This window comes from Salinisphaera aquimarina (assembly GCF_042643355.1).
GTDB lineage: Bacteria > Pseudomonadota > Gammaproteobacteria > Nevskiales > Salinisphaeraceae > Salinisphaera > Salinisphaera aquimarina.
Window position 1 is genome coordinate 396493 of record NZ_JBHRSS010000008.1, and the last position, 25566, is coordinate 422058.

Annotated in this window: 20 protein-coding genes; 5 read left to right on the plus strand and 15 right to left on the minus strand. The window is 65.1% G+C overall.

Going from position 1 to position 25566, the window contains the following annotated elements; genetic code table 11:
• Positions 1-3: 3 nt before the first annotated feature.
• From truA to leuC, 7 genes are all read right to left on the minus strand, one after another.
• On the minus strand, positions 4-783 hold the full coding sequence (gene truA, locus ACFOSU_RS17300) for a tRNA pseudouridine(38-40) synthase TruA (RefSeq protein WP_380691170.1): 780 nt from the start codon (positions 781-783) through the stop codon (positions 4-6).
• 230 nt (positions 784-1013) lie between these two features.
• Positions 1014-3536, minus strand: a complete 2523-nt coding sequence (locus ACFOSU_RS17305; RefSeq protein ID WP_380691171.1) for a FimV/HubP family polar landmark protein — start codon at positions 3534-3536, stop codon at positions 1014-1016.
• A 180-nt stretch (positions 3537-3716) separates the two neighbouring features.
• Positions 3717-4742, minus strand: coding sequence for an aspartate-semialdehyde dehydrogenase (locus ACFOSU_RS17310; protein WP_380691172.1), 1026 nt, complete (start codon positions 4740-4742; stop codon positions 3717-3719).
• Positions 4743-4763: 21 nt separating this feature from the next.
• A complete protein-coding gene (gene leuB / locus ACFOSU_RS17315; protein ID WP_380691173.1) occupies positions 4764-5840 on the minus strand; it encodes a 3-isopropylmalate dehydrogenase in 1077 nt (358 codons plus the stop codon).
• 48 nt (positions 5841-5888) lie between these two features.
• Complete coding sequence (gene leuD, locus ACFOSU_RS17320) at positions 5889-6533, minus strand: 3-isopropylmalate dehydratase small subunit (RefSeq protein ID WP_380691174.1); 645 nt, start codon at positions 6531-6533, stop codon at positions 5889-5891.
• Positions 6534-6558: 25 nt separating this feature from the next.
• Complete coding sequence (locus ACFOSU_RS17325) at positions 6559-7365, minus strand: class I SAM-dependent methyltransferase (RefSeq protein ID WP_380691175.1); 807 nt, start codon at positions 7363-7365, stop codon at positions 6559-6561.
• Positions 7362-8771, minus strand: coding sequence for a 3-isopropylmalate dehydratase large subunit (leuC, locus tag ACFOSU_RS17330; RefSeq protein WP_380691176.1), 1410 nt, complete (start codon positions 8769-8771; stop codon positions 7362-7364). Before leuC ends, ACFOSU_RS17325 begins: the two co-directional genes overlap by 4 nt.
• A 106-nt stretch (positions 8772-8877) precedes the next feature.
• On the opposite strand from leuC, the gene ACFOSU_RS17335 reads away from it, so the two are divergent.
• Positions 8878-9759, plus strand: coding sequence for a LysR family transcriptional regulator (locus ACFOSU_RS17335; protein ID WP_380691177.1), 882 nt, complete (start codon positions 8878-8880; stop codon positions 9757-9759).
• A gap of 28 nt (positions 9760-9787) precedes the next feature.
• Here ACFOSU_RS17335 and ACFOSU_RS17340 read toward each other — a convergent pair whose 3' ends face one another.
• The 3 genes from ACFOSU_RS17340 to prmB all read right to left on the minus strand — a co-directional run bounded on the left by ACFOSU_RS17340 (position 9788) and on the right by prmB (position 13477).
• Entirely contained in the window at positions 9788-11293 is a 1506-nt protein-coding gene (locus ACFOSU_RS17340) for a L,D-transpeptidase Cds6 family protein (RefSeq protein WP_380691178.1), read from the minus strand.
• Between the two features lie 84 nt (positions 11294-11377).
• Positions 11378-12478 (minus strand): chorismate synthase, encoded by a 1101-nt coding sequence (gene aroC / locus ACFOSU_RS17345; protein ID WP_380691179.1) that lies wholly within the window; start codon positions 12476-12478, stop codon positions 11378-11380.
• 66 nt (positions 12479-12544) lie between these two features.
• Positions 12545-13477, minus strand: coding sequence for a 50S ribosomal protein L3 N(5)-glutamine methyltransferase (gene prmB, locus ACFOSU_RS17350; RefSeq protein ID WP_380691180.1), 933 nt, complete (start codon positions 13475-13477; stop codon positions 12545-12547).
• Between the two features lie 210 nt (positions 13478-13687).
• Between prmB and asd the strand changes: the two genes are divergently transcribed.
• On the plus strand, positions 13688-14584 hold the full coding sequence (gene asd / locus ACFOSU_RS17355) for an archaetidylserine decarboxylase (RefSeq protein ID WP_380691181.1): 897 nt from the start codon (positions 13688-13690) through the stop codon (positions 14582-14584).
• A gap of 17 nt (positions 14585-14601) precedes the next feature.
• Here the strand turns inward: asd and epmA are convergent, their stop codons facing one another.
• Entirely contained in the window at positions 14602-15558 is a 957-nt protein-coding gene (gene epmA / locus ACFOSU_RS17360) for an EF-P lysine aminoacylase EpmA (protein WP_380691182.1), read from the minus strand.
• A 31-nt stretch (positions 15559-15589) separates the two neighbouring features.
• Complete coding sequence (efp, locus tag ACFOSU_RS17365; RefSeq protein ID WP_380691183.1) at positions 15590-16162, minus strand: elongation factor P; 573 nt, start codon at positions 16160-16162, stop codon at positions 15590-15592.
• Between the two features lie 112 nt (positions 16163-16274).
• Between efp and epmB the strand changes: the two genes are divergently transcribed.
• Positions 16275-17312: an EF-P beta-lysylation protein EpmB gene (epmB, locus tag ACFOSU_RS17370; protein ID WP_380691184.1), complete on the plus strand. Its 1038-nt coding sequence runs from the start codon at positions 16275-16277 to the stop codon at positions 17310-17312.
• 293 nt (positions 17313-17605) lie between these two features.
• Positions 17606-19690 (plus strand): EAL domain-containing protein, encoded by a 2085-nt coding sequence (locus ACFOSU_RS17375; RefSeq protein ID WP_380691185.1) that lies wholly within the window; start codon positions 17606-17608, stop codon positions 19688-19690.
• Positions 19691-19774: 84 nt separating this feature from the next.
• Here ACFOSU_RS17375 and parC read toward each other — a convergent pair whose 3' ends face one another.
• The gene (gene parC, locus ACFOSU_RS17380) at positions 19775-22000 is read right to left on the minus strand and encodes a DNA topoisomerase IV subunit A (protein WP_380691186.1); all 2226 of its coding nucleotides are present in this window, start codon (positions 21998-22000) and stop codon (positions 19775-19777) included.
• Positions 22001-22124: 124 nt separating this feature from the next.
• Positions 22125-24032, minus strand: coding sequence for a DNA topoisomerase IV subunit B (gene parE / locus ACFOSU_RS17385; protein WP_380691187.1), 1908 nt, complete (start codon positions 24030-24032; stop codon positions 22125-22127).
• Between the two features lie 138 nt (positions 24033-24170).
• Here parE and ACFOSU_RS17390 point away from each other — a divergent pair, with 138 nt between their 5' ends.
• Positions 24171-24470 (plus strand): exodeoxyribonuclease VII small subunit, encoded by a 300-nt coding sequence (locus ACFOSU_RS17390; RefSeq protein WP_380691188.1) that lies wholly within the window; start codon positions 24171-24173, stop codon positions 24468-24470.
• On the opposite strand, the gene ACFOSU_RS17395 is transcribed toward ACFOSU_RS17390, so the two are convergent.
• The gene (locus ACFOSU_RS17395) at positions 24451-25563 is read right to left on the minus strand and encodes a diguanylate cyclase domain-containing protein (RefSeq protein WP_380691189.1); all 1113 of its coding nucleotides are present in this window, start codon (positions 25561-25563) and stop codon (positions 24451-24453) included. The genes ACFOSU_RS17390 and ACFOSU_RS17395 overlap by 20 nt on opposite strands.
• Positions 25564-25566 lie beyond the last annotated feature (3 nt).

The window sequence follows — 25566 nt, forward strand, 5'->3', positions numbered from 1 at the left end:
ATTTTACCAGCCGACGTCGTCCGACGCCGCCTCGGGCAATACGAACGCCGGCGGATAGTGCACACGCCGCAGCGACAGCCCCTGCGCCGGCGCGGTCATGCCCGCACGGGTGCGATCGCCCGTGGCCAGAACGTCGGCGATCCATTGCGGCGGTTTTTCCGCGCGACCGACGTGCAACAGGCTGCCCACGATATTGCGCACCATGTGATGCAGGAAGGCATTGGCGCGCACGTCCAGGCGCAGCCAGTCGCCGCGCCGCACGACCGTAATCGTCTGCAGATCACGCCAGGGTGTCTTGGCCTGACACGCCGCAGCGCGGAAGGCACTGAAATCGTGGCGCCCCGCCAGATGCTGGGCGGCCGTATTCATGGCCTCGGCGTCGAGCCGACTGTGCGAATGCAAGGCTCGATTGCGCCACAGGGCCGACGGCGCCGTGCGATCGAGAATCCAGTAACGGTATTCGCGCGCGATCGCGCCGAAGCGGGCATGGAAATCGGCAGCGGCCGGGACCACCCACTGCAGGGCAATATCGTCGGGAAGGTAACGGTTCGTCCCCAGCAGCCAGGCGCGTGTGGAGCGCTCGACCTCGGTGTCGAAGTGCACGATCTGGCCTTGGGCATGCACGCCGGCATCGGTTCGCCCGCTACAGACGGTGCGGATCGAGCCGTCGGCCAGACGTGACAACGCGGCTTCGAGCGTATCCTGCACGCTTGAAGCGTGCGGCTGGCTCTGCCATCCGTGATAGCCGGAACCGTCATATTCGACGCATGCCGCCCAGCGCATTCAGCCTCCTTGCGCCATCGTTGCACGTGACGCAGGGGTGGCTCTGTCGCCTGCGTAGTGCCGTACCCATACCGAGTCGGCCACGGCACAAGCACTGCATGCGCGCACCGACCGTGCCCGTGGTGTCAATTGCTCGTGCACGTCGCCGACATCCAGCACGCACGCGCGGCGACATTCAGAGCGCGACAAACGCTCGTATAACCACCCGGAGCCCAGCGACTGGCGGACTGTCAAAGACTGTCCAGCAACTCGCGGGCCGTGCTGCGCTGTGCTTCGTTACCGTCGCCGAGGGCTTCTTCAAGCAGCTCGCGGGCGGCCTGCTGATCTTCCATGTCGAGATACATGCGCGCCAGATCGATGCGTATATCCACGGCGTCCGCTTCGGCTTCACCCGCGCCGAAATCGCCATCGTCATCCGGCGACTCGTCGCCGAGGTCGAATTCGCTGGTATCGATCGGCGCGAATGCATGCGACTTGGGCGGTTCGGGTTCGATCGGCGGCCGCTGCCTGTCGTCCGGAAAATCCGATGTATCGAGCTCGAACGCCATGCCGGGTTCATCACCGCGGTCGTGCTGGCGCTCGCCGCCGCTGCTGACCTCCTGCGGCTGCCAGTTGTACTCACCGGCCTCAGCGGCGCCGGTATCCAGCGACAGCGTGTCGTCGTCCCCCGGCGCATCGACCTGATCGTCGCCGGTCACCGACACCGGCGCGACCACCGTGTCGTCGGCAAAGAAATCCTCGGCCGCCGGCTTGGCCGGCTCGTCCATGATCGACTCCAGATCTTCTTGCAGTACGTCGTCCGATGGCGCAGCCGGCGTCAGCGTGCTGGCCGCAGTTTCCGCCGGCGGCTGCGGCGTCGTCGCCGCATCACTCCGCGACCCGGAAGCCTGCGACGGCGTGGCCATGCGGCCGGCGGCCACAAAGCGCGGGTCGTGTGGCAACAGAATACGCCCCATGGCAGCCACCCCCGCCCAGCGCACGCCGTTGCCAGACAGCTGCGCATCGAAACGGGTCACGTTGTGCTCGAAAGCGGTAGCGTCCCCCGCCAGATAATCGCGCTCCAGCAGTTTGTCCTGCAGGCCCGCATCGGTCGGCGTCTGTGCCAGCCCGTTTTCCAGCGTGGTGCGCGCGCCGTCGAACAGGCCCAGCTTCATTTGCCGGTCCGCATCCTGGACACGCACCAGTGGAGCTACGCCGGCGACCGCCGCCGGCGCCGGACCGGCCGCTACACCCGGCGGCGTGTCGATCTCGTTATCCTGCGGCGCGGGCGCAGCTGCAGCCGGGGTGTGCGACACGTCGTCGGCCTCAGCGTCGTCGGGGTCGAAATCCAGCTGTACCGTCTTGTACTGGCGACGGCGATTCCACAGCAATAGCAGCAGGAGCAACGCGGCTGCCGCGAGCAGCAACAACAGATTGAGCGGACGAAACAGCCCGGCCCCCGATCGGCCGACCACGTCGCGCTCGCCGGCCGATATCGGCAGTGCGGCGTCGTCATCGCCTACCGCGGGCGCCGCAGCGGCGGCCGTCGAATCCTGCGCTGTTGCCCCCGCAGACGGTTCGGCGGCCGTCGACACGGCGTCCGGCGATTGCGTCATCGCGCTGTCAGCGGTCGCACCCTCGCCCATCGCCGCATCCACAGGCGGTGCCGGTTCGGGGTCTGCTGCTTGCGGAGCCGCGCCGGCGACCGGACCCTGGGCGGCCGACGGCACCGTCTCGGCGGCCTGCGCTGACGATATCGGCGACGAGGACGGCGCTGTCGTCGCACTGAAATCGGGCTCGACCAGGCGGCCGAAGAACGCGCCATTGGCGGCACGCGTGGTGTCTGACGCGAGCCGTGGCGGCTCCAGTCGAAGCCGGGCCTGGGTCATGGCCGGCGGCTGGGTCGCATCTGCCGCCGTTGTCTTGCCAGTCGATTGCGCCGTATCTGCCGTGCGCGTTGAGGGCGGCGTCGCCGATCTGCGGTTCTCTGCGATCTGGGCGCGCGCTTCGCTCTCGCCGATGGCGGTGATGCTCTCTACCGGCGGTATCGACAGCATGGCGCCGCGCAGCAGCACATTCATGTTGCCGCCGAACGCCTGCGGATTGTCGCGAAAGATAGCGACCTGCATCTGATCCTGGGTCGTGCCCGGGCGCCGCGTTTGCGTGGCAACGCTGAACAACGTGTCACCCCGGGCAACCGGTCCGTAGGTATCGGCCGTGGTGGCAGACGGAGCAGGCACCGCGGCTCGTGGAGCCGTGGCCCGGCGAGGCGCCGGCGATGCTGGGGCCGTGCGCCGTGGCGCGCTTGGCGCCGTCGCGGGCGTTGGTGTGGGCGTGGCAGCGACTCTCGGCGACCGCGTCGGCGGATCCAGCAGCACCGTGTACTCGCGCAATGCCTTGCCTTCGCTGGAATTGGCTTCGATGAGAAAACGCAGGAACGGTTCACGCACGGGACGCCGTGTCGTCAGCCGGACCGTCATGTTGTTCGATCCCGAGACCTGGGCGGTATCGACGCGCAGTTCGTCGTCGAGCGAGGTGCGCTCGATGCCAAACCGCTTGAACATGTCGGGGCTGGCCACGCCCACCGACAGCGAACTCTGTTCGGCATCCGAAAGAGAGACCAGCGTCAGGGTCGCGTCGAGCGGTTCGTTGAGCGACGAATTCACCCGGATTTCCCCGAAACCGAGCGCGAACGCGCCACCCGCATGGCAAAGCAGCCAGACGAGGCCGGCCGCAGCAATACATCGCTTATTACGCAACTTGGTATCGAACACAGTCCCTGCGTATCCCCTGGAAATTTGATGCGCCCTGTCCGGCCGCCCCAACTACATCGGCCGGATGCGGCTTGAGCAAAGCCGCGAGCGCAAAAAACACTCGAAATGCAAAACGTATTTCCATAATGCTAGCACCGTTTGCGCTTTCCGCACGTCCCCGGTGGTGCGCTCCGATCAAGGCTAGATATATGAAGCGATGAGTATTTCCGCGATCTGCACGCTGTTGAGCGCCGCCCCCTTGCGCACGTTATCGGCCACGACCCACAAATCCAGCCCTTTGGCGTGCGATAGATCCTCGCGGATACGAGAGATGAACACATTGTCGTCGTTGGCGGCTTCGGTGACAGCCGTGGCATAGCCGCCGGACTCCCGGCTATCGAGCACCTTGACGCCAGGCGCCGCCGCAAGCAGTTCGACCGCTTTGGCTCGCGATACCTTGTCTCGCGTTTCGATATGCAGAGCCTGGGAATCACCGAAGAACACCGGCACGCGCACTGCGGTCGGGTTGACGCGGATGCCCGGGTCGCCGAGTACTCGAGCCGTTTCCCACACCAGCATCATTTCCTCGCGGGTATAGCCATTGTCCATGGCATCGCCGATCTGCGGGATCGCGTTGAACGCGATCTGCTTGGCATAGGCGACAGGCCGGGTAATCGCCTTGCCGTTGAGCAAGCGTGCGGTCTGATCGGCAAGCTCGCGGATCGCGTCGGTGCCGGAACCGGACACTGCCTGATAGGTCGCCACATTGATCCGCTCGATGCCCGCGAAATCATGGATCGGCTTGAGCGCGACCAGCATCTGGATGGTGGAGCAGTCGGGATTGGCGATTATCCCCCGCGACCGATAATCGGCGATACGTTCCGGGTTGACCTCGGGCACGACCAGCGGCACATCGTCCGTATCACGGAAGAACGGGCTGTTGTCGATGACCACGCAACCGGCCGCGGCCGCCTTCGGCGCATACGCTTCGGCCAGTTCGCTACTGCCGGCAAACAGGCCGATTTGCACCGTGGTGAAATCGAAATCAGCCAGATTGCCGATCCTCACGTGGCTGTTTCGGAATTCGATTCTCTTGCCGGTAGCGCCTTCGCCAGCCAGCGGATAAATCTTGCCGACCGGGAAGTCGCGCTGCGCGAGAATTTCCAGCATCGCTTCGCCGACGGGGCCTGTCGGCCCTACCACCGCTACATCGTATGTCTTGGGCACGCTATCCCCGGTTGTTGAGGCCTAGCGTAGCATGTCGACGATCGCGCCCCCCATCTCCTGGGTACTCGCGATCTGGGTTTCGTCGTCGACGATATCGCGCGTACGCAGTCCACGATCCAGGGCATAACCGACGGCGTTTTCCACCTTGTCGGCAAGGTCCGCGCGGTCCAGCGTGTACCGCAACATCATGGCGACCGACAGGATGATCGCCAGCGGATTGGCCACGTCCTGACCGGCGATATCCGGCGCGCTGCCGTGTACGGGTTCGTAGAGCCCCTTGCCGTTAGCATCCATCGAGGCCGACGGCAGCATGCCGATCGATCCGGTCAGCATGGCCGCCGCATCGGAGAGGATATCGCCGAACAGATTGCCGGTGACCACGGTGTCGAACTGCTTGGGCGCACGCACCAGCTGCATTGCGGCGTTGTCGACGTACATATGGGTGAGTTCGACGTCGGTGTAGTCGCTCGACAGCTCGTTCATCACGTCACGCCATAGCTGCGATACATCGAGCACGTTGGCCTTGTCGACGCTGCATAGCCGACCGCCGCGGGCGCGCGCGATATCGAAGGCGGCGCGGCCGATACGTTCGATCTCGGCCTCGTCGTAGCGCATGGTGTTGAAGGCTTCGCGCCGTCCGTTGGCGTTCGTGTGCATGCCAGAGGGCTTGCCGAAGTAGATGCCGCCGGTGAGTTCACGCACGATCATGATATCCAGCCCGGCGACGATATCCCGCTTGAGCGCGGACACGTGCGCCAGCTGCGGATACAGGATTGCCGGCCGCAGGTTGGCGAACAGGCCGAGTTCGGCGCGTAGACGCAGCAGACCGGATTCCGGGCGCTTGTCCCGCGGCTGACTGTCCCAGGCCGGGCCACCGATGGCACCGAACAGCACCGCGTCGGCGGCGCGCGCCGCCGCCAGCGACGACTCGGGCAGCGGGTCGCCTTCGGCGTCGATGGCGGCACCACCGACAAGCGCCTCGTCCAGTTCGATATCCAGGCCATGGTCGCTGGCGAGCGCCTCGAGCACGCGTACGGCTTCACGACAGATTTCCGGGCCGACTCCGTCGCCCGGCATGACCAGGATTTTTGCGCTCATGGGTTCCCCTTGTTTGATTCGAACTTTGTGCAGACGTTTATTTTGACGTTATAGATCACGGAAAAGCCACGGCTTTTCCTGCGCGCGCCTGGCTTCGAAGGCGCGAATGGCATCCGCATGCTGCAGCGTCAGCGCGATATCGTCCAGACCCTCGAGCATGTTCTTGCGCCGATGTTCATCCAGATCGAACGCATACGCGCGTCCGTCAACGAGCGCGATCCGCTTTTCGACCAGATCGACACGCGCGGTCAAGCCTCGCTCGGCTTCGGCTGCGGCGAACAGCTCGTCAATATTTTTACTTTCCAGAACAATCGGTAACACGCCATTCTTGAAGCAGTTGTTATAGAAAATATCGGCAAAGCTCGGGGCAATCACGCAGCGAAAGCCGAAATCGTCCAAGGCCCACACCGCGTGCTCTCGCGACGAACCGCAGCCGAAGTTCTCACGCGCAAGCAGGATACTGGCGTTGCGATAGGGTTCGGTATTGAGGATGAAATCCGGATTCTCGCGGCGCGTGGCGATATCGGTATCGAGCGTGCCTTCGTCCAGATAACGCCAGTCGTCGAACAGATGCGGACCGAAACCGGTGCGCCGGATCGACTTCAGGAACTGCTTCGGGATGATGGCGTCGGTATCGACATTGGCCCGGTCCAGCGGCGCGACGATACCGTCGTGAATAGTGAATGCCTGCATGAGTGTGATTTCCCTTCTGTAGGTATTAAGCGGGCTTGATGGCCGCGAAGCGCAGTCGCACGTACGGTGCGGTCCAGCGCCCGTCCGCATCCTGCATAAGCGGCACGAGCCGCTCGCGTACCGCGGCCACGTACTCGGCGCGTGGCGCACCGGCGGCAAAGGCCTGCACAAACGGCCGCGCGAGCGTCTCGAGCCAGTCGCTCATATCGCCCGGCAGCGGTGTCGGCCGGGCGAACAATTCTTCACGCGCTATCGAGAATCCTGCGCTACGCAATTGCTTCATATATGTTTCTTTCTCCGGAAAGAACCAGGGGTCCAGTTCATCCGGATGCTGTCCGCGCACCTCGGCCTCGGCTCGAAGCGCGTCGCGTATCGGGGCACAGTTACCCGCGCCGCCGAACTCGACCACGAAACGGCCGCCCGGCGCCAGGCAGGCGAACACGCCGTCGATCACGGCCTGCGGGTCACGGTGCATCCAGTGCAGCGCGGCGTTCGAGAACACCGCATCGAAAGGACCCGCCAGACGCGGATTGTCGCCGAGCCGCTGACCATCGGCGAGGACCGCGTCCAGGCCGCGGCCGCGCGCGGCGGCTACGAAATCCGGGCTGCTGTCGGCGGCCACGACAACAGCACCCCGGCCGGTGAGCGATAGCGTGAGTTCGCCGTCCCCACAGCCCAGGTCGAGAATACGCTCGCCCGGCTGCGGGTCGAGCCAGTCGATCAGCGACGCGGCCATATCGGCGACAAAGCGCGCGTTGCGGCCGTAGGCGTCCGCGTTCCAGCCGCCCGCGGTCTCGCCGCTCGTGCGGGCCTCGTTCTCCTGCGTATTCACGCCGGCACACCCATTTCGCGGATATCCACGAAATGACCATGCACTGCGGCGGCCGCAGCCATGGCGGGACTCACCAGATGGGTGCGCCCGCCCTTGCCCTGACGGCCCTCGAAATTACGATTGGACGTCGACGCGCAGCGCTCGCCGGGGGAGAGATTGTCGTCGTTCATGCCCAGACACATGGAACAGCCCGCATCGCGCCATTCGAAGCCTGCGGCCTTGAAGATCGTATCGAGCCCTTCTTTTTCGGCTTGCTGCTTGACCAGGCCGGAACCGGGAACGACCATCGCCAGCGTGATGTTGGGCGCGATTCGCCGGCCTTCCAGATACTTGGCGGCCACCCGCAGATCCTCGATCCGGCCGTTGGTGCAGGAGCCCAGAAAGATCTTGTCGAGCATGATCTCGGTGATCGGCACGCCGCCGGTCAGATCCATGTAGGTCAATGCCTTGCGCCAACCTTCCGCCTGAGTGTCGTTGCCCGCGTCCTCCGGCATCGGTACGCGGGCGGTCACCGGCGCCACCATTTCCGGCGACGTGCCCCAGGTCACCTGCGGCGCGATCTCGGCCGCGTCGAGCACCACTACCTTGTCGTATTCGGCGTCCTCGTCGGACACCAGCGAACGCCAGTAGGCTTCGGCGGTGTCCCACTGCGCGCCCTCGGGCGCATAAGGCCGACCGCGCATGTAGTCCACGGTGGTGTCGTCCACTGCCACCATTCCGGCCCGCGCACCGGCCTCGATCGACATGTTGCAGATGGTCATGCGCCCTTCCATCGACAACGCGCGCACGGCTTCGCCGCCGTATTCGATCACGTAGCCGGTACCGCCGGCAGTGCCGATCTTGCCGATGATGGCGAGCATGATGTCCTTGGCCGAAATGCCCGGCGCGGTCTGCCCGTCCACGCGCACCAGCATGGTCTTGGAGCGCCCTTGCGGCAGCGTCTGCGTGGCCAGCACATGCTCGACTTCCGACGTGCCGATGCCGAAGGCCAGGGCCCCGAAGGCGCCATGGGTGGCGGTATGTGAATCGCCGCAGACAATGGTCATGCCCGGCTGGGTCGCGCCTTGCTCCGGGCCGATGATATGCACGATGCCCTGGCGCGGATCGCCCAGGCCGAACAGGCGAATGCCGTGGTTATTGCAGTTCTTCAGCAGCGCATCGACCTGGGCCCGCGATATCGAGTCGGCGATGCCGCCTTCGCGGTTGGCCGTGGGCACGTTGTGATCGGGCACCGCCAGATTGGCGCTGATCCGCCACACATCGCGACCCGCCAGTTCCAGGCCTTCGAAAGCCTGCGGCGAAGTCACTTCATGGACCATATGGCGATCGATATAGAGCAGCGCATCGCCACCCTGCTCGCGCACCAGATGCTCGGTGTAGATTTTTTCGTAGAGGGTCTGGCCCATGCTCCGCTCCTGTGCCGGGAAAGTGGAAGATAGACTAGAGCGCCCAGGCAAATTACTCAAATGAATCTTTTGGATATAATCAATATCCATTTGGAATGATTTATCCATGCAAACCGAAGCCATTCGAGCCTTTGTCGCGGTCTGTGATCTGGGCTCGTTCCAGTCCGCAGCCGACGCCCTGCATCTGAGCCAGCCGGCGGTGAGCAAGCGCCTGGCCAACCTGGAGAGCCGGCTCGGGCACGCGCTGTTCGATCGTGTGGGCCGCGGCGTCGCGCTGACCGAAGCCGGTCGCGCCTATCTGCCGCATGCGCGCGAAATGCTCGCTGTACTCCAGGACGGCGAGCGAGCGTTGGACAATCTGGGCGGGCACGTCGCCGGCCCGCTGCGGCTGGCGTTGTCGCATCACGTCGGGCTGCACCGCATGCCGGATATTCTGCGTGCGTACGTCCAGCGCTATCCGGACGTGGCGCCCGAAATCGTTTTCGAAGACTCGGAAGCGGCCTGTCGCAGCGTTGTCAACGGCGACCGCGAACTCGCAGTGATCACCCTGCCCACTCCGGCCCACCCGATTCTGCTCGAAGAGGATATCTGGGCCGACCCGATGAGCGTGTTCGTCAGCCGCTCACATGCGCTGGCCACCGGCGCCGCGCTCGAGCCCGCCGCGCTGGCGAACCACCCGGCCGTGCTGCCCCCCACCGAGAGTTATACCTACGCCATCATCCGTGCCGCCCTGGCCAGTCATGGCGTCACGATTGCTCCTCGGATGACGAGTCATTATCTGGAAACACTGGGCATGCTGGCCGGCGCCGGCATGGGCTGGACGGTATTGCCGTCATCCATGCGGCAGGACGATCTGGTGCGACTGGAGATCAAGGGTTTGTCGATAGGCCGCCGTCTCGGGGCGATTCGGCATCCGCAGCGCAGCCTGTCGAATGCGGCCGGCGCGATGCTGGCGATGCTCGAGCAGGCGCGGGACAAGGCGCGCTGAGCGAAAGGCGTGGGCTTGGGCGAAGTACTTAGCTTTCGCGCACGATGCGCCAGCCGCCATCCTCGTGGATCAGGGTCACGCGTTTACGTTCCCGGTCCTCGTGGCTGTCGGACTGGTAATGCTGGTTGAAGCTTGCCTGGGCACGATCGTCGCCGAGCAGGCTGATCTGGACGTCGCTGAGATCGATACGAATCCAGTTCGGGCTCTTCAACGCAGACTTTCGTTCACGCACCCAGTCGGTGCGTGACTCCCCTTCGCGCGGGCGATAGTTGTCGCTGTAGGCGTTCATATACGCCTGCATGTTCTGGTTCGACCACGCCTGGGCCCAGCCCTGCAAGGCATCGCGTACCGCCTGGCGGGCCGCCTGCGTTTCGCTGGCGGCCTGCAGTTCGGCAGGTGCCGAGCGAAGGCCGGCGGGCGTCGCGTTGTCAGCCGTCGAGTCGCTCGCAGCGTCGTCGAGCGACGATGACGGCTGCCCCGCTTGCTCCGTCGACGCGGCGGCCGGCGCCGATGCCTGCGGCTGAGCCGCGACCGTGAAGTCGATATCGTCGGCGCTGCCCTCACGCAGGATCTGCCAGCCGTCGGCGCCCTCGCCCATCAGCAACGCCTTGTGTTCCCGGTCCTGATAGGTGTTGGAGCGATACCGCTGGCTAAAGCGCAGCAGCGCCTGTTCGCCCCGCCGCGTGACCTGGACATCGCTGATGGTGACCTCGATTCGGGACGGCGCGCTCACCCGCTGACGACGCTGGGCGGCCCATGCCGAGCGCGACGCGCCGTCGTCCGGCACGAAAGCATCGCTATACATGGCCAGATACGCGCCCACGTCCTGATCCGACCATGCCTGCGACCAGGTCTGCAACGCCGCCTGTGGCGTACTGGTGTCGACCATGGCCTGACCCTGCGCGCCGCGGGTAACGTTGGGTACCGGCGGTGGCGTCGATGCACCGCTCGAGGCCTGAGCGCTCGCTGTCTGCGCCCCACCCTGAGCATTGCCTTGATCACTTCCCTGATCACTCCCCTGGCCACTGCCGATGAACGCAGCCAGCTGCTGGCTCTTGGCCCGGGCCAGGGCGTTGTCGGATTCCAGCTCGCCGGCACGGCTATAGGCGTTGCGCGCCAGCGCGACATAGATATCGCCGAGGTTCTCCTGTGCCGGCCCATGCTGCGGGTCGATCCGGGTCGCCTGCTGCAGGGCATCGCGGGCGCCGGTCAGATCTCCGTCGCGGGCCCGCAGTACACCGAGATTGTTCCACGCCTCGGCCATGTCCGGCTGATCCTCGACCAGCGCGTTGAACACTTTCAGGGCGCTATCGGTATCGCCACTGCGTGCGAACGCCAGCCCCTTGAGAAAACGCGCCTCTTCATTCTTCGGCGATTTCTCGAGCACCTGGTCGAGATCGGTGATTGCATCGCTGTAGTTGCCCGCGGCCAGCGCGTCGCGCGCCGAGCCCAGATCGGCCTGGGCGATACCGATCGTCAGTGCAGCGACTGCCAGCGCCAGGGTCGTCTTTGCCGCGACCCTGCTAATACTCAAGCCTGCCATCAATGTATCCCCCAACTGGAAATAATTCCCAAGCATACTAACGTCACCCGCAGCCCATTGGCGACTACGAGCTGTTCAAAGGCGTTCGGCCGCGATCGGCGCCAGACCGCTGTTCACATCCGCATTCTGCGCCCGATTGCGCAGCGCATGATCGAGCAGCGTGAGCGCGAGCATCGCTTCCGCGATCGGCGTGGCCCGGAGGCCGACGCAGGGATCGTGACGGCCGGTGGTGCGCATCTGCGTGGCCTGCCCGCCGGTGTCGATCGTGTCGCCCGGAATGATGATGCTGGAGGTGGGCTTGAGCGCCATGCTCGCGCGGATGGTCTGGCCGCTGGAGATACCGCCCTGCACGCCCCCGGAATGGTTGCTCGCGAACCCGTCCGGGGCCATTTCATCACGATGCTCCGAGCCGCGCTGGGTGACCACGTCGAAGCCGTCGCCCACTTCCACACCCTTGACCGCGTTGATACACATCAACGCCTTGGCGATATCGGCATCGAGGCGATCGAACACCGGCTCCCCCCAGCCGGGCGGCACGCCGGTCGCCACCACGTTGATACGCGCGCCGATCGAGTCGCCGTCCTTGCGCAGAGCGTTGATATAGTCCTCGAGCTCGGTCAGCCGCGCCGGTTCGGCACAGAAGAACGGGTTCTGATTGGCCGCGTCCAGATCCGTACAGCCCAGGGTGATCGGCCCCATCTGCGCCAGATAACCTTGAATGCGCACGCCGAAGCACTCGAACAGCACCTTGCGCGCGATCGCGCCGGCAGCCACCCGCGTGGCGGTTTCACGTGCCGAAGAGCGGCCGCCGCCACGGTAGTCGCGGATACCGTATTTCTGCAGATAGGCGTAGTCGGCGTGATTGGGCCGGAACACGTCCTTGATCTTGGAATAGTCGCGCGAGCGCTGATCGGTGTTCTCGATGATGATGCCGATCGGCGTGCCGGTGGTCTTGCCTTCGAACACGCCGGAGACGATGCGCGCTTCGTCGGCTTCGCGGCGCTGGGTCACATAACGCGAAGTGCCGGGCTTGCGCCGGTCCAGATCCACCTGCAGATCGGCGGCATCGATCTCGATGCCGGGCGGACAGCCATCGACGACACAGCCGATCGCCGGACCGTGGCTCTCGCCAAACGTGGTCACCGTGAACAGCTGCCCCCAGGTATTGCCGGCCATGCTATGCCTCCTCGATCATGGACTGAACCGTTGCCGCCAGACGCGACTGCTGCGCAGACATGATCATCAGATCTCGACCTGCTGCGCCTTGACCCAGGCCGCCAGGTCGCAGGCCTCGATCACCCCGACGCCGAGACCGCCGCGCTGCAGATCGACCCAGGTGATCGGCAGGTCCGGGTATTGCTGCTCGAGTGCGAACGCGCTGTAGCCCACCTCGAGCACCAGCAGACCGTCGTCGCTGAGAAAGTCCGGCGCGTCGAACAACAGTCGCGACACCAGCGACAGGTCATCGGTATCGCCGTGGAAGGCAAATCCCGGCTCGTGCTTGTATTCGGGCGCCAGGCCCTCCCATTCATCGCGCGTCACATACGGCGGATTGGTCACGATCAGATCGAACCGCTGGGCCGGCAATCCGTCGAACAGGTCGGCGCGCACGTATTCCACCTGCGGGCCGATGTCGTGCTTGTCGCTGTTGATCGCGGCCACGGCCAGCGCATCGTCGCTGGCATCGGTGGCCACCACGCGCGCCTCCGGGAATGCCATGGCGCAAGCGATGGCGATCGCCCCACTGCCGGTGCACAGATCGAGCACCGACAAGGGCTCGCGATGGCCGAGCCAGGGCTGGAATTCGGCCTCGATCAATTCCGCGATCGGCGAACGCGGCACGATCACGCGTTCGTCGACGAAGAACTCGATGCCCGCGAACCATGTCTTTTGAGTCAGATAGGCGGCCGGCATGCGCGACTCGATACGGCGTTCGAGCACGGCAATGACCGCGTTGCGCTCGGCCGGGGCCAGGGTCGCCGCGAGATACAGATCCGGCAGGTTTGGATCGAGTCCCAGTGTGTCCAGCACCAGATGCGCGGCCTCGTCCAGGGCATTGTCGCTGCCGTGGCCGAACGCCAGTTCGGCGGCATTGAAACGCGTAGCGCCCCAGCGGATATAGTCGAGTACTCGCGTGAGCGTGTCCGCGATATCGTGATTGTTATCGATGCTCATAGTCCTGCTGCCCGCCGCCCATGCCGCGCCGTGGAGAATTACTGACCTGCGTAGTACCGGATCCGATCCGGGCGCGCATAGTGTAGTGCATCGCAGATCGCGCCCTGCCCGAGATCGCGACGCCTCGCGCTAGGATAAACCACAGCCGTGCTTTGCGTGGGACGCATCCGGCGCTACGCTGCGCAACCAGACTTCCACATCAAGCAACACATGGCCGGTCCCTCCACCGCGAGCCTGTCCGACAGGGTGTTCGCCGCCCTGCTATGGATACTGCCCACCCGCGCCATTTCGCGCGCCGCGCACGCGCTCGCGCAATCCCGACTGCCGTGGCTGAAGCGCGCGCTCGTGAACGCGTTCATGCATCTTTTTCCCGGCATCGACATGGACGAGGCCGCGGAGCCGGACCCGCAGCGCTACGAAAGCTTCAATGCATTCTTCACGCGCGCGCTGGCGCCGGGCGCGCGGCCCATGCCGGATGATCGCGAGCTGATCGTATCGCCGGTGGACGGCGCGCTCGGCGCCTTCGGCGATGCGCACAGCGGCGAGATCTGCCAGACCAAGGGTGTCGCCTACGATCTGCGCACGCTGCTGGGCGGCAACGAAAGCTGGTCGGCGGCGTTCCTGGGCGGGCGCTATGCCACCTTCTATCTGGCCCCGGACAACTATCACCGCGTACATATGCCGCTGGACGGCTGCGTGCGCGACATGCGCTATGTGCCGGGGCGGCTGTTCGGAGTCAATCCACGCTGCGTGCGCGCGATACCGCGTTTGTTCTCACGCAACGAACGTCTGGTCACGCTCTTCGACACCGCGGTCGGCCCGATGGCGCTGGTGATGGTCGGCGCATTCATCGTGGGCGGCATCCATACGCGCTGGGCCGGCCAGATATGCCCCCCGCATCGACGCGTGCCGCGCGAGGAAAGCTTCACCGACGCAACGCTGGAGCACGCGTACTACGCACGCGGCGCCGAGATGGGCCGCTTCTCGATCGGTTCCAGCGTGATCCTGCTGTTCGGACCGGGCGCCCTCGCCTGGCATGACGAACTCGGCGCCGGGCAACCGCTACGGCTGGGGCAGCCGATCGCCCAGATGGGGCGCGGGGCCTGACGCGCCGCTACTACCGGCTAACGCCGCGCCCAGTCGAACGCGAGTACCGGCGCCAGCCCGTCGCAGCCGCGCATGAGCGCCAGCAGCCGATCCACGCCGAGCGCGACCCCGGCGCAGGCGGGCAGGCCCGCGTGCATCGCGGCGAGCAGGCGTTCATCAGGCGCCCGCGGCGGCCCGCCGGATTGCGCGATCGCCGCGCATTCCCGGCGCATGCGCTCACCTGCAAGGACCACGTCGGTCAACTCCTGAGCCCCGTTGGCCAGTTCCACACCCTGCCAGTAGCATTCGAAGCGCTGCGACAGGCGGTCGTCCTCGGGATCGGGCGCAACCAGCACCGCGTCGTCGGCCGGAAAACCGGTCACGCACTCCGGTCCGTCCAGCCCCAGCCGCGGCTGCACGACGAGACTCATGATCAGATCGAGCCAGAACGCTCGGCTGTCAGGGTCTTTATCGTCGGTGCCGACGGCACCCGGGGCCACGTCATGATCTCTGGCGCAGCTCGCGAGTTGCGCGGCCGTGCTCTCCAGGGGATCGATGCCCGCATGGGCTTGAAAGAGGTCTCGATAACGCCGGCGTGGCACGCAGGCCACCTGCGCAATCCGGCCGATCAGGCGCTCTGTCTCATCCATGAGATCGGCCATGGTCGCGCCCGGCCGATACCACTCGAGCATGCAGAATTCCGGATTGTGCCAGCGTCCGGACTCACCGGCGCGAAACACGTGGCCGAGCTGGAATATCGCGCCGGCGCCCGCGGCCAGCAGTCGTTTGAGGGCATGTTCCGGCGACGGCACCAGATAACCCGCGCCGGCGACCGCAAAGCTCTCGAGCCCGCGTTCGCTGGGCGGTGCCGACGCCAGCACCCCGGTATCGACTTCCATCACGCCGGCGTCGTTCATGAACGCGCGGATCGCGGCGAGCAGATCGGCCCGCGCCCGCAGCGTCGCAAGCGTCGCCGCCGGACGCCACTCGGTCATTTCGCGTCGTCGATCTGCCAGCCCACCGGTCTCAGCCGTCGTTGGCGCGCGACACGTATTCGCCCTTGCGCGTATCCACCTTCAGGGTCTCGCCTTCCTCGATGAACAGGGGCACGCGCACCACTGCGCCGGTTTCCAGCGTGGCGGGCTTGCCGCCGCCGCCCGAGGTGTCGCCACGCAGACCGGGATCGGTCTCGGTCACGGTCAGGGTGACGAAGTTGGGCGCGTCCACCTGCAGCGGTGTGCCATCCCACAGGGTCACGTGGCAGGTGTCCTGGGCCTTGAGCCATTTGGCCGAATCGGCCACCGCCGCTTCACTGGCCTGATACTGCTCGAAGGTGTTGGGCTCCATGAAATGCCAGAACTCACCGTCGTGGTACAGATACTGCAGGTCGACATCGAGCACGTCCGCGGCTTCCACGGTATCGCCCGACTTGAAGGTGCGCTCGATCGTGCGGTTGGTCTTCAGGTTGCGGATCTTGACCCGGCTGAAGGCCTGGCCCTTGCCGGGCTTGACGAATTCGTTCTCGACGATCGTGTACGGATCACCGTCGAGAATGATCTTGAGTCCACCCTTGAACTGGTTGGTGCTGAAAGTCGCCATAAAACCGTCCGATGTTGAAAGGCTCGGCGCGCCCGGCGCCGGCCCGATGTTGGCGTGTCGAGGGTTGCGTTCTACACTGCGGACAATCAATGCCCGCGCACGAGCCGAGCCCATGAGCGCCCCCGCCCGAAAACGCGTCAGTCTATCGCAAAGCGCGCACAGCTGGCAGCAGGCGATGCGCGAGGCGATCACCGACGCCGACACGCTTTTCGAGCGCCTGCAGTTGCCTGCCGACCAACTCCCCGGCGCGCGGCGCGCGGCACGCCTGTTCCCGCTCCGGGTACCGAGCGGCTACGTCGATCGCATGGCCCGTGGCGATCTCGCCGATCCGCTGCTGCGACAGGTGCTGCCACTGGACATCGAACACGCCGTGGCGCCCGGTTTCACGGCCGACGCCGTCGGCGACGGCCCGAGCGACCTCGGCGACGGGGTGCTGCACAAATATGCCGGGCGCGCGCTGTTGATCACCACCGGCGCCTGCGCGGTCCACTGCCGCTATTGCTTCCGCCGTCATTTCGACTACGCCGCCCATCACGCCGGCGGCGAGCACGGCCGTGCCGCGGTCGCGCACATTGCGGCCGATACCAGCATCCATGAGGTCATCCTGTCGGGCGGTGACCCGTTGTCGCTGTCCAATACGCGCCTGGCCGCGCTGGGCCGGCAACTCGACGAGATCCGGCACGTCGAGCGTCTGCGGCTGCATACGCGTACCGCCGTCGTGCTGCCCGAACGCATCGACGACGGCCTCGTGGCCTGGATCGCGAGCCGGCCACAACGGGTGGTGCTCGTCGTCCACGCCAATCATGCCCGGGAGATCGATGATCACGTCGCCGCGGCGATGGCCCGCCTGAGCGGTGCCGGCGCCGTGCTGCTCAACCAGGCCGTGCTGCTGCGCGGCGTCAACGATGATGCGGCCACGCTCGCTGCCTTGAGCGAGCGGCTCTTCAGTGTCGGCGTCATGCCGTACTATCTGCATATGCTGGATCGGGTCGCCGGCACGGCGCATTTCGAGGTCGACGCGGACCGCGCGCAGCGCGTGCTGGACGAATTGGCCGCGCGCCTGCCGGGCTATCTGGTGCCACGACTGGCACGCGAAACAGCGGGCGAAGGCGCGAAACAGGTATTCGGCCATCGCGCGAGCGCGAATTAACTCGGGCTTGTTGCCGTTTCATACGAGCACCGCGTTGGGCTTAAAATTGCGCCAGGCAAGGCGCGAGCCGCCGGTCGTGGCGAGCCACGGTCAAGGGGAGCAACGCTGTATGGCGCAATTATTAGGCCCAACCCTTCGGGACAACGGCCATTTGTCCGCAATCCAGCGTTGCCGCTCGTTTGTGTAGACTCACTACACCGCACTCGCGGCGCCTGGTCTTGCAGACAAATGACCGTTGGCGCGGACTCGGATGAAACGGCAACAAGCCCTAGGGGAATGCTTTGAATCAGACGATGACAGCCCATGCCGCACCACCAAGGACCGGTCTCATTCCGGCGTTGACGGTAGTGGTCGTCACCGCGACCGAGGCGACGCGGGAAATACTGGCGGCGACCATCGCCGCCGTGGACAGCAGCATCGAGATCGTGGCGGCCGCCGATCCGGCCGGTATCGTCAATATCGAGACCCATCACCCGGTGGCGACCTACTGCCTCGAGTGCGACGAGGACGCATCGCAAGCCCACCGCGCGCTCGGCCTGATACGCGAGGCCAGTGGTCACGCGCCGATTCTGGTCATCGACAGCGGTGCCGCCGGACTCGATCTGGAAAGCGCGATCGCCGAAGGCGCGGCCGATCTCGTGCCGCTGGCGCGCAACGGTCTGCTCACCACACGCCTGCGCCAGGCCATCTCCGCCGGACGCACCCGCCTGGAACTGCTGGAAGCCGGCCAACGACTGAATCAGTCGCAGCGGCGACTGGACGTATTGCTCAGCCAGGGTCAGGACGCGCGCGCCACCCTGCAGAATGCTCGCATCATTGACCCGAGTGCGGCTTTTGCCCGCCTGATCGGGATCACCGACGTCGAGTCGGCACGCGGCCTGGACATGCTCGAACGCGTGGCGCCGCACGATCGCGGTCGCGTGGCCGAAGCGCTCGACCAGATCGCCGGCGACAGCATCGAGACATCGCTGGTCATCGATGTCATCGCCCGCCAGAACCAGCGCCAGACCGTGCGCGCCCTGCTGACCCCGGGCGTGAACGAAGCCGGCGACGCACCCTGCATCCACGTGGTGTTGCAGACCGTCGACAACGAACATCTGCCGCTGGCCGACGCCAACCGGCACGCCGGGCTCGACGGACGCATGGCTCTGCACAGCGTGCTGGCGCGCACCACCGGACGTGCCAAAGAGCGCGTTCTTGGCCTCGTGTTCATCGCCATCGACGATATCGCGGCATTACGTGACGACATCGGCCTGTCCGAAAGCGATCTGCTGCTGCAGGAGGTGGGGCTTTTCCTGCTCCAGAGCATGCGCGGCGAAGATCGTATCTTTCGCTTCGGCGCGGGCGAATATGTGCTGCTGGTGGAGCGCCATTCCTCCAACGAACTGGAGGACTCGACCCACCAGCTGCATACCTCGATTTCCAACGAAGTGTTCGGCGACGGCCGCCGCAGTGCCGCGCTCACGGCGACACTGACCTACCGCGTGCTCTCCGGCAGCGCAGAGGACAACGGCGCGCGCCTGCATGCATTGATGGAAACCGCCTACGAATTGCGCGACAACGGCGGCAATGTCTGTCGTGAATGCGGCGACAGCGCGGGCACGCAATCCGATAGCGCCGACCAGCAGCAATGGATCGAACGCCTGCGCCAGGCCATGACCCAGGATCGCTTCAGCCTGGCCTATCAGGGCATCACCAGTCTCGCTGGCGACAGCCAGCCGTATTTCGACGTCCTGCTGCGCTATGTCGACGACCACGGCTCGCTGGTGCGGCCGGGCGAATTTCTGCCCGCAGCCGAGAAAGCCGGCATGATGCCCGCGATCGATCAGTGGGTGGTACGCCGCGCGGTGGAAGTGATCTGGCAGCAGCGCGCCCGCGACGCGCATATCGCGCTGTTCGTGAAACTGTCGGCGGCCACGATTGCCGCCGGCGAAGAGTTTCTGCCCTGGATTCAGGACGTGCTCAAGGCCCGCGCGATCGAATGCAAGAACATCATTTTCAGCTTCCGCGAAGACGATGTCCGCGGTCAGACGCGTCAGGCACGGGGCTTGGCGACCGAACTCGAAGGCCTGGGGTTCCAGGTCGCACTCACCCATTATGGCAGTTCGCCGAAAGCGGCCCAGATTCTGGACAAGATGCCGGCCCAGTTCATCAAGCTGGCGCCGGAATTCGCCCGCCAGATGCTGGGCGGGCAGGAAGACGAACGCCTCGCCCATATCATCACCAGCGCGCGCGAACGCCAGATCCCGCTGATCGCCGAACAGATCGAGGATGCCAACAGCATGGCGCGCCTCTGGCAGGCCGGCGTCAACTACGTCCAGGGCCACTTCATTCAGGAACCCGATACCGAGGCGCTGTCGAACACACAGCAGCTGTAATCGGTGGCGGCGTGCGGCCCGCCGCCGAGCGACCGCTCACCGGGAGGTGCTGTCGGCCCGCGTCGCGGCCAGGGTCAAACGCCCTCAGTCACCATCCACCGATAACGCCTGCACCTGGGTATAGCCACGGGGCAGCTGCTTGCCGCGCGAGGCCCGGGGCCCGCGATAGATGTCTCTATCCGCGGCCTTGAGAGTCATATGGCGCCGGCCACTGTGAATCACCAGTTTCGCGGTCGCCGACAGCGCCTGCACCGCAACCACCTGTTCGCCCTTCTTCAGCGATATGAGCTTGTTGCCCTTGCCTTTGGCCAGTTCCGGCAACTCGCCCAGCGGGAGACACAGCAGCTGCCCTTCGCCGGTCACAACGCACACTTCCGGGTCGGCCCCCGTGACGGTCGACGGCGTGAGCGCGCTGTCGTTCCGGCCCACCCCGAGCGCGGCCTTGCCACTCTTGTTGCGGCTGCTGATCTCACCCAGCGTGGTCACGAAGCCGTTGCCGGCCGAGCTGGCCAGGACACAGCGGGTCTGTTCGTCGCCGATGGCGATGCCGACAAAGCGTGCGCCGTCCGACGGGTTCAGGCTTCCGGTCAGCGGCTCGCCCTGGCCACGGGCCGACGGCAGCTTGTGTGCCGCCAGCGTATAGCTGCGCCCGGTCGAGTCGATCACGATGAGCGTCTGGTTGCTGCGCCCGGCGGCGTGAGTCAGATACTCGTCGCCGCTGCGGAAACTCAGGCCCGGCGCGTCCACGTCGTGGCCCTTGGCGGCCCGGATCCAGCCCTGGCGTGACAGCACCACGGTGACCGGCTCGCTGGGCAGCAGATCGGCTTCGGACAGGGCCCTGGCCTGATCGCGCTCGACCAGACGACTGCGGCGATCGTCGCCGTACTTGTCGGCGTCCGCTTCGATTTCACCGGCAATCAAGGCATTGAGCTTTTTCCTGGAACCGAGCGTGGCTTCCAGCGTCTTGCGCTCCGCTTCCAGTTCCTCCTGCTCGCCACGAATCTTGAACTCTTCGAGCTTCATCAAGTGGCGCAGGCGCAGATCGAGGATCGCGTCCGCCTGCGTGCCGGTGATATCGAAGCGCTTCATCATCACCGGTTTGGGCTCGTCCTCGGTGCGGATGATATGAATCACTTCGTCGATATTCAGGTAGGCGATCAACAGGCCTTCGAGAATATGCAGCCGGTCGAGCACCGCATCGAGGCGATACTGCAGGCGTCGGGTGACGGTATCGGTGCGATACACCAGCCATTCCGACAGGATCTCGCGCAGGTTCTTGACCCGCGGCGCGCCGTCCAGGCCGATGACGTTGAGATTGGCGCGTACGCCCTTCTCCAGGCCGGTCGTGGCGAACAGATGCGCCATCAGCGCGTCCATGTCCACGCGGTTGCTGCGCGGCACGATGATCAGCCGGGTCGGATTCTCGTGATCGGACTCGTCGCGCAGATCCGACACCATCGGCAGTTTCTTGGCCGCCATCTGACCGGCGATCTGCTCCAGCACGCGCGCACCCGAAGTCTGGTATGGCAGCGCGTCGATCACGATCTCGCCGTTTTCGATCGTATAGGTGGCGCGCAGCCGCACCATGCCGTTGCCGGTGGCATAGAGCTGGCGGATTTCGGCGGCCGACGAGATGATCTCCGCGCCGGTGGGGAAATCCGGCGCCGGCATGAACTCGCATAGCGCGTCGAGATCGGCGTTCGGATTCTTGAGCAGATGCACGGTGGCGGCCGCCACTTCGCGCAGATTGTGTGGCGGGATATCGGTCGCCATCCCCACGGCGATGCCGGTACCGCCGTTGAGCAGGACGTTGGGCAGGCGCGCCGGCAGGGTCTTGGGCTCATCGAGCGTACCGTCGAAGTTCGGCTGCCAGTCGACCGTGCCCTGACCCAGTTCGGAGAGCAGCGTGGCGGCATAGGCGGTCAGCTTGGACTCGGTATAGCGCATGGCCGCGAACGACTTGGGGTCGTCCGCGGTGCCCCAGTTGCCGTGCCCGTCGATCAACGGATAACGATAGGAAAACGACTGCGCCATGATCACCATGGCTTCATAACAGGCGGAATCGCCGTGCGGATGGAACTTGCCGATGACGTCGCCCACGGTGCGCGCCGCCTTCTTGGGCTTGGATACCGCCGACAGGCCCAGCTCGGACATCGCATAGACGATGCGCCGCTGAACCGGCTTGAGACCATCGCCGATATGCGGCAGCGCGCGATCGAGGATGACGTACATGGCGTAGTCGAGATACGCCTTTTCCGCGAAGATCCGCAGCGGCTGTCGCTCGCTTTCGTGTTCCAGAGTCGTTGCCATTCGTCGTTTGTTTCCGTCCAGTGCTGTCGTTTATCGAGTCTGGCGAGTGATCTTGTCGATTGGGCCGAAGCCGATTGCACGGCGCCAGCGCTACCAGCGTCGTTGCGGGCGCGGCAGATGCGCCCTAGACCTCGGCTTCGTGGCCCTTGGTCTCCAGCCAGCTGCGCCGATCGCCGGCGCGTTTCTTGGCCAGCAGCATGTCGAGCATTTCATCCACCTCTGTATCGGCCACGCCGTCTTCGCCGATACCCAGCTGCACCAGCCGGCGCGTATCCGGTGCCATCGTGGTTTCACGCAGCTGCAGCGCGCTCATCTCACCGAGACCCTTGAAGCGGGTCACGCTGATCTTGCGTTTCTTCTTCTCGTTCTCAAGGCGCCGCAACACCGCGTCGCGCTCATCGCGATCCAGCGCATAGAAGACTTCCTTGCCGGCGTCGATACGAAACAGCGGCGGCATCGCCACGAACACGTGACCATGCTCGACCAACGGCCGGAAATGCTTGACGAACAGCGCACACAGGAGCGTGGCGATATGCAGGCCGTCCGAGTCGGCGTCCGCGAGAATGCATATCTTGTGATAGCGCAGGCGCTCGAAATTGTCGCTGGCCGGGTCGAGGCCGAGCGCCACCGAGATATCGTGAATCTCGTTGGAAGCCATGATATCGACCGACTCGACCTCCCAGGAGTTGAGGATCTTGCCGCGCAGCGGCATCACCGCCTGGAAATTGCGATCGCGCGCCTGCTTGGCCGAGCCGCCGGCCGAATCACCCTCGACCAGAAACAGTTCGCCCCGGGCCGGATCATCCGATACGCAATCGGTGAGCTTGCCCGGCAACGCCGGACCGGAGGTGACGCGCTTGCGCTTGATCTTCTTGGCCGAGCGCGCCCTCGCCTGGGCATTGCCGATGATCTGCGCGGCCAGCAGTTCGCCGGTCTCCGCGTGCCGATTGAGCCACAACGAGAAGCCGTCCTTCACCGCGCCGGAGACGAAACCGCTGATATCGCGCGACGACAGCCGTTCCTTGGTCTGACCGGAGAACTGCGGCTCGTTCATCTTCACCGACAGAACATAGGTGCAGCCCGACCAGACATCCTCCGGCGCGATTTTCACGCCGCGGGGCAAAAGGTTGCGGAATTCGCAGAACTCGCGCACGGCTTCGGTCAGGCCGGTGCGCAGGCCGTTGACGTGGGTGCCGCCGGACGCGGTCGGAATGAGGTTGACATAGCTTTCGGCGACGCCGTCGACGCCCGGCTGGTCGGGCGCCAGCCAGGTCAGCGCCCAGTCGACGGTCTGGGTCGCTTCGTTCTCGCCGCCGGTGAACGCCGGACGTATCACGCAATCGATATCGGTCAGCGCATCGGCCATGTAGTCGGCCAGACCGTCGGCATACTGCCAGGTGATGTCTTCTTCGCCCGCCTCGTCGACGTAGTGCACTTTCAGATTCGGGCACAGCACTGCCTTGGCGCGTAGCAGATGCTTGAGTCGGGGTGTGGCAAAGCGCGGGCTGTCGAAATACTGGGGGTCAGGGGTGAAGCGAAGCAATGTGCCGGTGCGGTTCTTGGCACAGCGACCGATTTCGGTCAGGCCGCTGACCAGCTCGCCGCCGGCAAAACGCATCTCGTAATGGATGCCGCCGCGCCAGACCTGGGCCACCAGTTCCGTCGACAGCGCGTTCACAACCGAAACACCCACGCCGTGCAGGCCGCCGGAGAATTGGTACTGCTTGTTGGAGAACTTGCCGCCGGCGTGCAGGCGCGTGAGGATCAGTTCGATCCCCGGCACGCCCTGCTCGGGATGAATATCCACCGGCATGCCGCGACCGTCGTCCGACACCGACAACGACCCGTCCGCGTGCAGGGTGACGTCGATCGCGCTGGCGTGGCCGGACAGCGCTTCGTCCACGCTGTTGTCGATGACTTCCTGGGCCAGATGATTCGGACGCGCGGTGTCCGTGAACATACCAGGGCGCTTGCGCACCGGGTCGAGCCCGGAGAGCACTTCGATATCGGCGGCGTCGTAGCGACTGGCCATGAACCCTCGAGAATGACGTGTAGCGGTTGCGCGGCACGTTAAGCCACCGCGCGGGGACTGGCAAGACGGCGCTGACGACCGCCGCGCTTGGCGCTACACTGCGCGCAGCCAATCATTCCCGGATAGCGACACCCTGCCATGGCCAAGACCCGCGACAACGCGACGGAAAAGTCCGACGACGACGCCCCGCGACTCGCCCAGTTCGAATCATCCGTCGCGGAACTGGAAACGCTGGTGGAAGCACTCGAAAGCGGCGACGTATCGCTCGAGGAGGCGCTGGGCAAGTTCGAACGCGGGGTCACGCTCGCGCGCCAGTGCCAGACGCTGCTCAAGAACGCCGAGCTGCGCGTCGATCAGCTGCTCGCCGACAGCGACGGCGAGCGGGTTGCGTCTTTCGACTCTTTAGAGGAGTCGGAATCTAGCCGCGCGAGCGACTGATCCGGCGCGCGAAGTCCGGGCTCGACAACTTGCCGACGCCCTGTTCCCCGACGACGGCCACAAGGCCATTGTCGTCCTCCGGGCGAAACACGCGAACGGCTGCCTTGCCGTTGCGCTTGACGGTATATAACGCGCAATCGGCGTTGTGCATCAGCCGGTCTGCGCTGGCACCGTGCGCCGGATAGATTGCCAGGCCGATGCTCACACCGACCGCCACGCTGATTTCGCCGTCCTGTAGCGGCACCACAACCGATTCGCTCAACTGACCGCGCAGTTCGGTACAGAAGTCCGCGCAATTGTTCTCGTCGTGAATCGCCTCGAATATAAGGGCGAATTCGTCGCCACCAAAACGCGCCACCGTGTCCGACTCGCGCACATGGGCCTGCAGGCGCGTAGCGATGGTCTGCAGCACCGCGTCGCCGGCCCGATGTCCGTATTCATCATTGACCTGCTTGAAGCCATCCAGATCCATGTAGCCGAGCGCAAAACGCGTGCCGTTGCGACGCGCGCGCTGGATACTGGATGCCAGCCGGTCCACGAACAACAGACGATTGGGTAGTCCGGTCAGCGCGTCGTGCGTGGCCAGCTGCTGGGCGCGGGCCTCGGCGTTCTTGCGTTCCTCGATTTCACGTTGCAACGCCAGGTTGCGTTCATCCAGTGCCGCCAGTGCGGCCTTGAGCGCGCGGCGGCTTTCATAAAGATCCAGAAAGTTGCGTACCTTGGCCGACAACAACGGCGGGTTCAGCGGCTTGGTGATGTAGTCCACCGCGCCCACGTCGTAACCCTTGAGCCGGTCCATGTCGTCGGTGGAACCGGCGGTCACGAAGATCACCGGCGTATCGCGGGTCGACTCTTCGCCATTGAGCAGCTGCGCGACCTCGACGCCGTCCATGCCCGGCATCTGCACGTCCAGCAATATCAACGCGAACTCGTGCTCGAGGCAGGCGGCCAGCGCTGCATTGCCGCTGTCTGCCTCGATCAGTTCGACACGAAGACCGGTGAGCACGTGCCGCATCGACAGCCGATTGGCATAGAGGTCGTCTACGACGAGTATTTTCGGCCTGAACAGACTGGGCAGGGACGAATCTTTCATAAA